The sequence below is a fragment of the Prevotella amnii DSM 23384 = JCM 14753 genome, from assembly GCF_000378745.1.
Lineage (GTDB): Bacteria > Bacteroidota > Bacteroidia > Bacteroidales > Bacteroidaceae > Prevotella > Prevotella amnii.
This window is the reverse complement of the sequence record NZ_KB905316.1, coordinates 1-9,661: the sequence shown is the minus strand read 5'-3', so window position 1 is coordinate 9,661 and position 9,661 is coordinate 1. Positions and strand designations below refer to the sequence as shown.

Below are 9,661 nucleotides of genomic sequence, written 5' to 3'. Positions count from 1 at the left end.
TACCAAAAGAAAAAGAAACACAAACTATTTTGTAAACGAGCAGGTATAGAACCAACAATAGGACATCTTAAAGCAGACCACCGATTATCTCGCAACTTTTATAAAGGTGTGAAAGGAGATGCTATCAATGTATTATTAGCTGCGGCAGCATATAACTTCAAAAGAGCTATGAGAGCTCTTTTGTGCCTTATAAAAAGAATCAGCATAAAGCTTGTCAGTACAAACTTTATGCTGAAATATAGTTTTTAAGGGACGACTATATAGATGGTTTGGCTATTATGTTTGACGAAAAAGTACAACTTAAACGTTATTATGACAAGGTGTGGGGACTTGTGACATCAGGTGAAATACAGTTGGAATGCGACTTACATTTCACAGACGGAACAGCCAAATATATTGTAGATTTCAAGAGCGGATTCGGCTCAAACGAAAAAGGCAATACAAATAGGCTGCTTCTTGTCGGGAGTATATACCAGAATATAGAGGCAGAAAACTACAAGTGCTTGATATTCGTTCGCTCTACAGAGAACAACCACTATTTGAATACGCTCCAAAGTTCAGGAGTGTGGAAAACTTCATGCGGTTCTGACACATATTCTAAAATACGGCATTTCACGGGTTTTGACATTCACCATTGGATAGAGAACAATATTGATTGGATGAACGACTTTGCATCTCGGATGAGGGAAACTGTTACGCATAACAATCTTCAGAATTATCTTATCTGGTAAGTATATGGACACTGCATTGACATATCAAGCATATTATACAAAATCAAACCCCATACTCAATTATATGACAGGCATGTTGCATTTTAAACCACATGACCTGATATTGGAGCCGTGTGGAGGAGATGGTGTATTCATAGACAAAATATTGGAAAATACTCAAAATGTGCAAATCAGTGTTTTTGAACTTAATTCGTCTACTGTGGCTGGTCTGAAAAGCAAGTATAGTATGAAATCTTGCGTATCAATCAAGGAAACGGACACCTTGCTTGATAAAGCGATTTTGGAGTGCTCGCAAAGATATGACAAGATAATAGGCAATCCTCCTTATGGTGCGAGGAGCGACGAGCATAAAAAGGCACTTCTCAACAAATTGTACCCTGATTTATATACGAAAGAGAGTTATACCCTTTTTCTTTATGCCTGTACCCGCTGCTTGAAGGAAAACGGAGAGTTGTGCTTTATCGTTCCCAATACATTCCTGTCTCTTCATAGGCATTTGTCCATTCGTAAATTTTTGCTCACCAATACCAAGATTAAAGAATTGGCTCTTTTCCCCTCTTCATTTTTTCCTGGTGTCAATTTTGGCTATGCAAATCTTTGTATTATTACATTGGAGAAAAGTTCAGACGTTTCTCAGAATCTGAACAACGAGATTGTGGTTAGGACAAATTTTAAGACAGTGGAGGAACTGGAGCAAAGGGATTGTGGTGTAATGAAAATTGTATCTCAGAAATCTGTACTTGAAAGTGTTGGATCGGCATTCATGCTTAACTCTACCAAACAAATTGCAGAGCTGGTAAATGACAGGGACATAAAAAGAATTGGAGACATAGCAAGTTGCGTTACTGGCTTTTATTCGGGATATGACAAAAAGTATCTTCACCCAATCAATAAAGAGGTAAAGAATGCTAAAAAATACGGCTGCGCAGACAAAGAGCGTATTAGGATGACATCGTTATCTCAAAAAGAGAAAGAGAACGGAATATCAGAACCATGTTGCCTTGTGCCGATTGTAAAGGGTGGAAATGTTGAGTATGTCAAACCCAATCATTGGTTTATGGATTGGTCAACTTTGGCTATTACAGAATATAGACAAAGTAAAAAATGTAGATTCCAAAATTCGGATTTCTATTTCAAGAATGGAATAGGTATCCCTATGATACGGTCTTCAAGATTGACAGCCGCGTTGATTGACGGAAGATTGTTCGACCAGTCAATAGTAGGTGTATTCCCCAAGGATGAAACTTGGGTGTATTATCTCTTGGGCTTTTTCAATTCGTCCGTCTGTACAGAACTTATAAATGCCATTAATCCCTCCACAAACAATTCTGCAAACTATATTAAGAAAATTCCATTTGTCACACCTGTTGAAGATGTAAAGATCAAAGTCGATGCTTTAGTAAAGAAGATAGTTACGGTATTGAAATCTGGCGAATCAGACATAAGCGCATACAGGATAGAATTAGATAAAATCTTCGCTAATCTGTATTCTAATAATGTAGGAACAGACAAAAAAGCTAAAAGTACAAAATCTACACCAAGGCAGTTGAACTTTCTTGATAGTCAGAGCAATTTATGATAATGTGATGGTTACGAACCGTATAGCTTGCGAGGGGATTCTTTCAGATGTACCCCTTATTGCCGACTAGCTTACCATATATGAAATATAGAAAGAGACCTCTGCAAAACTTATTGTTGAAGATTTGCTCATTTCATCATATTTTTGTACCTTTATGGTATGAAACAAACTCTTTCTTCTCCCAGTTTTGCCGATGTCGTTCTCGGTCAGTGTAAGATCAAGTAGACCTCCTTTTTCCAAATAGATAAATTAATCGATTGGACACCTATCCGTGTTATCATAGAAATCGCTTATACCAAAGGTTATAAATCAACAGGTCGTCCAAGTTATGACAGCTTGATTTTATTCAAGATAGAACTTCTTTGTACATGGTATTGTTTTAGTGATGGTGAAGTAGAGGAACAAGTAAACGATCGTCTTTCTTTCAGTCGTTTTGTTGGCTTGGGTTTAGAAGATACTGCTCCCGACAGTACTACAATTTGCCGCTTTCGCAACACCTTGGTTGAAGCAGAACTTTATGATATGGTTCTCAATGAAATCAATGGCAAAGACACATGCACAACATATTATGGAGGCTCTTGCATACAATTTTTATCGAACTCCTGGGATTATTGTGTCCAATTTTCTCAAGTAAGGGGGAAATATATAGTCGTCCCTCAAGAATTCGACTTACAACCAGCAAATGGTATTGGATAATACCTTTGTTTCGTTAAAGTTGGAATCCACTCCTTGAATATTCCATTTTATCATGGTTCGAATAAGGCGCAAAAGAAACCACATGGCTCTTTTGAAGTTGAATGCAGCCGCAGCGAGCATCACGTTAATGGCATCACCAAAGAGACCCTTGTAGAAGTTCCTCCCCAATCGATGATATGCCTTGCAGTGCCCTATGACAGGCTCTATTCCTACTCTCTTGCGGAAGAACCTTTGTTATTTCTTTTTCGTGTGTGGCGAGTAGCTTGCCTTGGGAACACTGGGTATCATGATGTTCGTCTCTCCGCACATTTCCTGCCCGCGATACCATCTGTCCCTCGCAAGTCTTTTGATTTTCCTGCCATAGACCCTGCCGACCTGCTCCATTGCCTTGTCTATCGTATGACCGTCGTATTCATTGCGGAAAAATAATGCACCGACAATGAGACCATTCCACAGTCTGACAAGGGAGACTTTATTGCCTAACTCGTATTTCTTGTGGTCCTTCCCCTTGCTGATGCACAACACGTCCGGCTCATGAAGGGAGTAGATCTTGTGACCGTCCATTCTCTCGCCGTTAACAAACTTCATGCAGACTTCAATACGTTCTTGGTAAGAGTTCTCTGGGGGCAAATACCGAACCAGCTCGCGCAACAGCATTCTGGCAATGGTGCGCATCCGACGGTCGGCTTTCCTTACCTTGGCTGAACTGTTCTTCCTGCCACGGAAACGCTGCACAAGCTTAAGTCTCTTGATTTCCCCGGCATAGCTTTGGCGCACCTTGAGATGCTCTGCATGAGCCACGCTGCGGCAGAAGCCGATGATTTTATTCAGGAGTTTCAAATCCGTGGGGAACGTGACGTTCTTCTCCTGCACGGTAGAGTCAATAAAGGCTGTCTGCTCGGTGTCGGACTTGCGTCCACGACCGTCCTTGCTGTCATTTCTGTTTTCATTCTCTTTCCACTTGTCGTCAAGCAGCAGGTTGCCCCAGATGCTCTCCTTGAGAATCAACTCCATGCCCGCTTCGCCAATGCGATGGCGGAACTCCACGAGTTCCGTCGGAACGCAAGGTTTGGCGATGGTGAAGGATTCCATTCCGCAAAAATACTGGTAGTAGGCGTTCTCAGAGAACTGTTCCACGACGCTCTCGTCCGAGAAGTTGCGAATATGCTTCAGCACTATAAGACCGACCATCAGGCGGATAGGCTTGCCCATGCGTCCGTTGTCTTTACAGTACAAGGGGGCAAAGGAACGCTCAAAGGTTTCCCAATTTATCAGATTGGCAAGTTTATACATTGGATGGGTGGGATTGAGCATGGATGCCAAGTCCCAAAACATTGATACCTGATGGGTGTTGGATGGAGATTTATACATTGTTGATTTGCAAGATTTTACCATGCAAAGATACAAAAACTTGTAGATATAAACAAATAATAAAAAGTACATTTTATTGATAATCAATAGGTTATTTACTTTTCAAGGGACGACTAACTACAAGGAATAACGAGAAAACATTAGTGCCTAAACAACAAAAATGGCACTTGAACTAATGTGTGCCAGCAGCCCAGGTGCTATAAATTTGAATAAAATCTTAAAAATATACCTTAATTTTCTAACAAGCTAACTTCTATATTAAATTTTACAGAAAAATTCTGAATCATATTTATCTGCCCATTATATGCAATATTAGCTTCATCATATTTCATATTCAATCAGGTATCATATACTTTCAGCTGATAATTACCATATTACAACTTGCTCATTTTAAAATTGACATCGTATTTACAAAAACAATTAGCACGCATATCAACCACATCATGATAAACGGCAAGGACAATCTGGTTATCTTGATAAGTAATGCTCAAAAAATTAGCCAGTGACACATTTCTGAACATATTGATAGCTACATTATGTCTTTACTTGAAAGTTGAAATCGCCATTGACTTAATTCTATCAAAGAATCCTTTTTGAATATATCTTAAAATTATTTGAGTTTCAACAGATAAAAGCAAGAAGTAGTAAAAAAGTTTCTCAAAATAGGGATATGAGAAATAGGCAAACAAAGTTTTTGGGGACTTAACCCGAATTTCTGATGATAGTGCGGATTAATAAACCATAGCACCCTGCTCTGTATGGATAGGTCTACTGCTTTTATGACTTTTTCAAATTTTTCAATTGGGCATCTACATTGTTTGATATACAATAGCTCCTTTATCGTTGCATCTTCTTCCTTTGCTACTTTTCTTAGTATAAAGCGATATAACGAATGTGGGAGCAAATGGAAGAATGGTATTTTAGACCATACATTATTGCGACATATTTGCTGATGTCCACCAAAAGGCATCTGCCATGCAGGGAATGCCACGAATAGAATACCGTCTTTGTTCATAAACTTACGAATGTGGCTGACAAAAGCCAGCTTGTCGGGAACATGCTCTATAACATCATGCAGTATAACTACATCGAATTTGTCGTCATCACTTGGAGCAGGATATTTCATGAAGTCGCTACTCTCGAAACGACATTCCAAATTTTCCTTGGAAAAAAATTGTCGTGCCTGTTCTATTCGTATTTTTGCCATGTCCACTCCAAAGACCTGGTAGCCTGCCTTTGCAAAAGGTTTCAAATTTCCACCCTCACCACACCCTATTTCTAAGATTCTGCTATATGCATTTAAGGGATGGAAATTCTTAATATATGGCAGGTAATAATGAGCTGAAGTTATAGCAGAATCTTCAAAATATCTTTTTCTATCTAAGTGTCTTGCTTGCATTGATGTATCTGTTAAATGGTTAAACAAACGAGATGGTCTTGTGAGTCCATCAAATAATAGATATAGTTCCATGCAAAAGACTGCTCTCTATTTTCTAAAAAATGAAAATCTATAACAGTATTCATAGAAAACGGTGCGTAGCAATGTGCGCACCGTCTTATTTTCTTCAGTTATAGATATCTAACGTGTCATGGTCAGTGTTAAGGTCTTATTGGATTCCAAAGTTACCGAACCCTGATAAATTCTGTTGGATGAACTTGTCTGCTTGTTCGAGGTTGTCTGATATATCTCAATAAGATAATTTCCGAATAGCAAGTTCCTTATTTTAAAGTTTACATCATACATGCAGACACAATCAGTGTACATGTCACGGTCTGGGTAAAGGATGATTACAATTTTTTTTTCTGAGCAACTCACATCTACATTCAGTTGACCAATTGCACAATTATCCATTACGTCAAGAAATTGGGCGGTAACAGTGTTGTCTTTTCCCATGAACATGAGCAGCTTCGTTTTATTACTATAAAAGTCTGTGAGATGTTCAGGACGAGAATCCTCTTTAGATGCTGAACTTTTACAATCGGAGGTAAGAATATCTGTTACTTTAACATTTTCAACTATTACGTTTTCTGAGGAACACGCAGCGATTACTTCCAAGGAGCAAAGTGCCAATAGATACTTTATTAAATTCATGTATTTCATATTCTATATTTATTTATGATTACCATGTTAATCTTAATCCAAAGGGGATGTTGAACATGAACGGATGTTCCGTGCGATAGGTCTCAAGACCACTGCCATTCCCAAAATAATAGAACATATTAGGCTCTAAATACAGACTGAATGGTTTGTATATCATGTACTGCACACCGATACCCAAGTTTATAGACCACTGATAACGTGCCTTGATGTTGCCCTTCAACGTATATGAAGAGTCCGCTGTTATGATAAACTTTTTGTCAAGCGAACTGTGAACAGGCATTTCAAATGTCACACCGCCTGTAGTATATGCGTTGAAGCGACCCTTACCCCATATACGATAGGTCAATCGTAAAGGTATGCCCACATAATCTATCTTTTGTATCTTCTGTAAGGAAGAACCATTAAAATCATTTTCAAAATCGGATTTCAACCTTGTATAGGTCAAGCCTGTACCAAGGAACCAATGAGGACTTAGCTGCTTGTTAAGTGAGAGACTAAAGGTTTTCGGGCGGTAATGATGAGCTTTCTCATCTAAAGGGTCGTTGCTATCCATTGCGTCATTTAAAATAAATGACATTCTTGCTCTCTCGACAGAATCCATCAGTGCAATGTTCCGATCATAATAGTTTTCCAAATCGGTTCGAGTGTACAGTTTGGCTGTTGCACCTCCATTAGCATAATCTACCAAAGACAGATATCCTAGATTGGAAATGGTTCCATTTGCTCCGGCATTGGATGAATAGCCGAAGTTAAATGTCCATGGATATTTCTTCTTATTGCTGGCATTGGAGTGCATACTTTCATTCAATGCCAGCATTTTTTCTTCAGAAATTTGTGAGAAATGTAACATTGAGTCTCCTATGCTAATACCTTTTATTGTTAGATGCTTCTCTAAGGAATCAACATTGAATGATACTGTTTGCTGTCTAGCCCCAACACTGTCTGTAATTACCTGCGAAGAAATATCTTCAACAGGAACAGCGATCTCCGTAAAAGTATGTCCAACATTACCGTCGGTACTTAATGAAAGTGAATATCTTGGTTGTGTTTCCTTTTGAGAGCCGGCTTCCTTTTGAAGTCGTTTTGGAAGTTCCTTATAAGTGTTTTCTGCTGTTCGTTTGTTATCAGAAGACTCTATAGTCTTGTCTCGCGTTATAAAATAAACATAGACGGGTATTAGAATCGGCAGCAAAAGCAGCATCCAATAATTAATCAGCATGGTACGCAGCATTTTCTTTGCCCTGAACAATTGGGAAGAAGAACTGTGAGGATTGATGCCGAGCAGTTCTCCTATTTCCTTATGAGAAAGACCATCCAAGACAGAAAGTTTGAAAACCTCTCGATTCCCCTTCGGCAAGGATTCTATAGCAGACAACAATAGTCCCAACTCAATGCTTTTCTGTTCCTCCCTTACTTCTTCTTTGATTTCTATATCCAAGCAAGACAAGGGAATGTTTTTCTTTTCTGTACTTTGGAAATATTTTAAGCATAGGTTTCTTACAATAGTTACCATCCAACCCTCTAATTTTGATTCATCCTTCAAATCTTGGATAGACATGAAGATAATGATAAATGCATCATGCAAAATATCTTCGGCTACATTATCATCTTTTACATAATGCCGACATACGCCTAAAAGTCTCTTGGCATATGTCGTATAGAGTTCTCCGAGGGCTTCATTATCCCCATTTTTGCAAGCGTCAATCCGTATCATATTATTTTAAGCAAAGGAACATCTCCTTATTTAAATTTAAAAAGAGTCTATTTGCTCTAAAAGACTGCACTTATTTTTGTTGGTTTTCTTTATTTTAACCTTTAATAACTTTAAAAGGAACATGCAGACATATTATGTCTACTTCGAAAATCACCTTACAAAGATACGAATATAATAACAAATAGTATGCTTTTATTGAAAGATTATAAAAAGAAGTAATATGTAGTTTTTAAGTAGTAGCAGGAAAAATCCTCTTACGTACTACAGTATTTCTTTTCTTTCACTATTTTTCTCCTTAGTGTAGTTATGTAGTAAGATGTAATCGGTGAAAGAAAAAGGAAATAGTAATCAGTTATCTATATTGCCAAACAAAAATATCGGTATTATTACGAATGCAGTATTCTGCAATTCCTAATAGATCTGCATTCTGAACAAATGAGCTTCCGTGCTGTCTAACATAAAGGACAGAACGATGATGATAGGAAGTGGATATAGCGGTGCATAGTCTTTGAACTGTCCATTGATAACGATTTTCTCCTCTCCTGCACTCCTTTCATCGGGATGCAGGGTTGAGGATTTTATTATATTACTGTCCGCTAAACATAGAAATTCTCATTCCAACTCATTGAGACAAAATAGTTCGGATGGCAGCATGTTAGCGACAAGTCCCCTTATTCATTTTCGGTTACCTCTGGTGGCGATTCAGCCGCTGCTTCAAGCATGAGTTTCATGTCGGCATCCGGCATGTTGAATAAATTATTCATGTTGAGGTATTCCATAAGTACAATGCGCACCATAGTAGCCAGCCCTGAGAAACTCCACCGCCTCTGCAATGAGCTTTGCAGCAGTGACAGTAATAGATTGGCAATGAGTGTGACCCAAATATGTATCTTGATGGCGTTGGCACTCTCCCCATAGAAGTATCTAAGAGGGAAGTTCTGTTTTATCTGCTTGAAAAGATATTCTATCTGCCACCTCCTGCGATAGGTGGCTACGATAGTTTCCATGGACATGTCAAAGTCATTGGTAAGCAAGGATACCAACTTTGGCGTCTTTCCCTTCTTGATATCCACATAGGTGACGATACGCGCTATATGGTTGATACCGCCCTTCCTGAACACCACCACCTGCTCACGATATTCCATAAGCCCATCCTCGTTCATATCCATGCAGCCTGCCAACACCTTGTATTTGAGATTTTTCTTCATCTTGGTGACATAGACGACGTTCTTCTCGGTCAGTTCCTCAAACTTTTCATAGTTGATATATGCACGATCCATGGCAACGATTTCATCATGCTTGAAATGGCTGGGGGCGAGCATGAAGGAATCGTTGGTAGCGGCAGAGGTGAACTTCACGTCACAGTGAACTCTCTCGTTTGCATGAATGGCGGAATGCACCTTTATGCCACCCTTCTTCTTTCCCGTCTTGAGATGACGGCCCACGCCCTTGAAGATGACGTTAGAGAA

The 9,661-nt window shown here is 39.0% G+C and carries 6 protein-coding genes and 3 pseudogenes; 4 read left to right on the top strand and 5 right to left on the bottom strand.

The window, feature by feature from the left end:
- The 4 genes and pseudogenes from F596_RS0110020 to F596_RS11185 form a co-directional block, all read left to right on the top strand.
- Positions 1–249, top strand: a 249-nt coding sequence (locus F596_RS0110020) for a transposase (protein WP_019036844.1), incomplete at its 5' end; no start/stop codon positions are given.
- A gap of 29 nt (positions 250–278) precedes the next feature.
- Positions 279–731 carry a hypothetical protein gene (locus tag F596_RS0110015; RefSeq protein ID WP_019036843.1) on the top strand — a complete coding sequence of 151 codons (453 nt, stop codon included), beginning with the start codon at positions 279–281 and terminating at the stop codon, positions 729–731.
- A gap of 4 nt (positions 732–735) precedes the next feature.
- On the top strand, positions 736–2,310 hold the full coding sequence (locus tag F596_RS0110010) for an Eco57I restriction-modification methylase domain-containing protein (protein ID WP_019036842.1): 1,575 nt from the start codon (positions 736–738) through the stop codon (positions 2,308–2,310).
- Positions 2,311–2,469: 159 nt separating this feature from the next.
- Positions 2,470–2,853 (top strand): annotated as a pseudogene (locus tag F596_RS11185) (transposase); the annotation flags it as partial.
- 126 nt (positions 2,854–2,979) lie between these two features.
- Here F596_RS11185 and F596_RS11180 read toward each other — a convergent pair.
- The 5 genes and pseudogenes from F596_RS11180 to F596_RS0109970 all read right to left on the bottom strand — a co-directional run.
- Positions 2,980–4,377, bottom strand: a pseudogene (locus F596_RS11180) (IS5 family transposase).
- A gap of 610 nt (positions 4,378–4,987) precedes the next feature.
- Entirely contained in the window at positions 4,988–5,776 is a 789-nt protein-coding gene (locus F596_RS0109990) for a class I SAM-dependent methyltransferase (RefSeq protein ID WP_024992773.1), read from the bottom strand.
- A gap of 721 nt (positions 5,777–6,497) precedes the next feature.
- Positions 6,498–8,192, bottom strand: coding sequence for a sigma-70 family RNA polymerase sigma factor (locus F596_RS0109980; RefSeq protein WP_019036835.1), 1,695 nt, complete (start codon positions 8,190–8,192; stop codon positions 6,498–6,500).
- 348 nt (positions 8,193–8,540) lie between these two features.
- Positions 8,541–8,777, bottom strand: a pseudogene (locus F596_RS12340) (hypothetical protein); the annotation flags it as partial.
- An 86-nt stretch (positions 8,778–8,863) separates the two neighbouring features.
- On the bottom strand, positions 8,864–9,661 hold a 798-nt coding region (locus F596_RS0109970; protein ID WP_019036834.1), incomplete at its 5' end, for an IS4 family transposase.

Bases quoted from the DNA above. Each gene is read 5' to 3' on its own strand.
- F596_RS0110015 (WP_019036843.1), top strand. From the start codon at position 279: ATGTTTGACGAAAAAGTACAACTTAAACGTTATTATGACAAGGTGTGG.
- F596_RS0110010 (WP_019036842.1), top strand. From the start codon at position 736: ATGGACACTGCATTGACATATCAAGCATATTATACAAAATCAAACCCC.
- F596_RS0109990 (WP_024992773.1), bottom strand. From the start codon at position 5,776: ATGCAAGCAAGACACTTAGATAGAAAAAGATATTTTGAAGATTCTGCT.
- F596_RS0109980 (WP_019036835.1), bottom strand. From the start codon at position 8,192: ATGATACGGATTGACGCTTGCAAAAATGGGGATAATGAAGCCCTCGGA.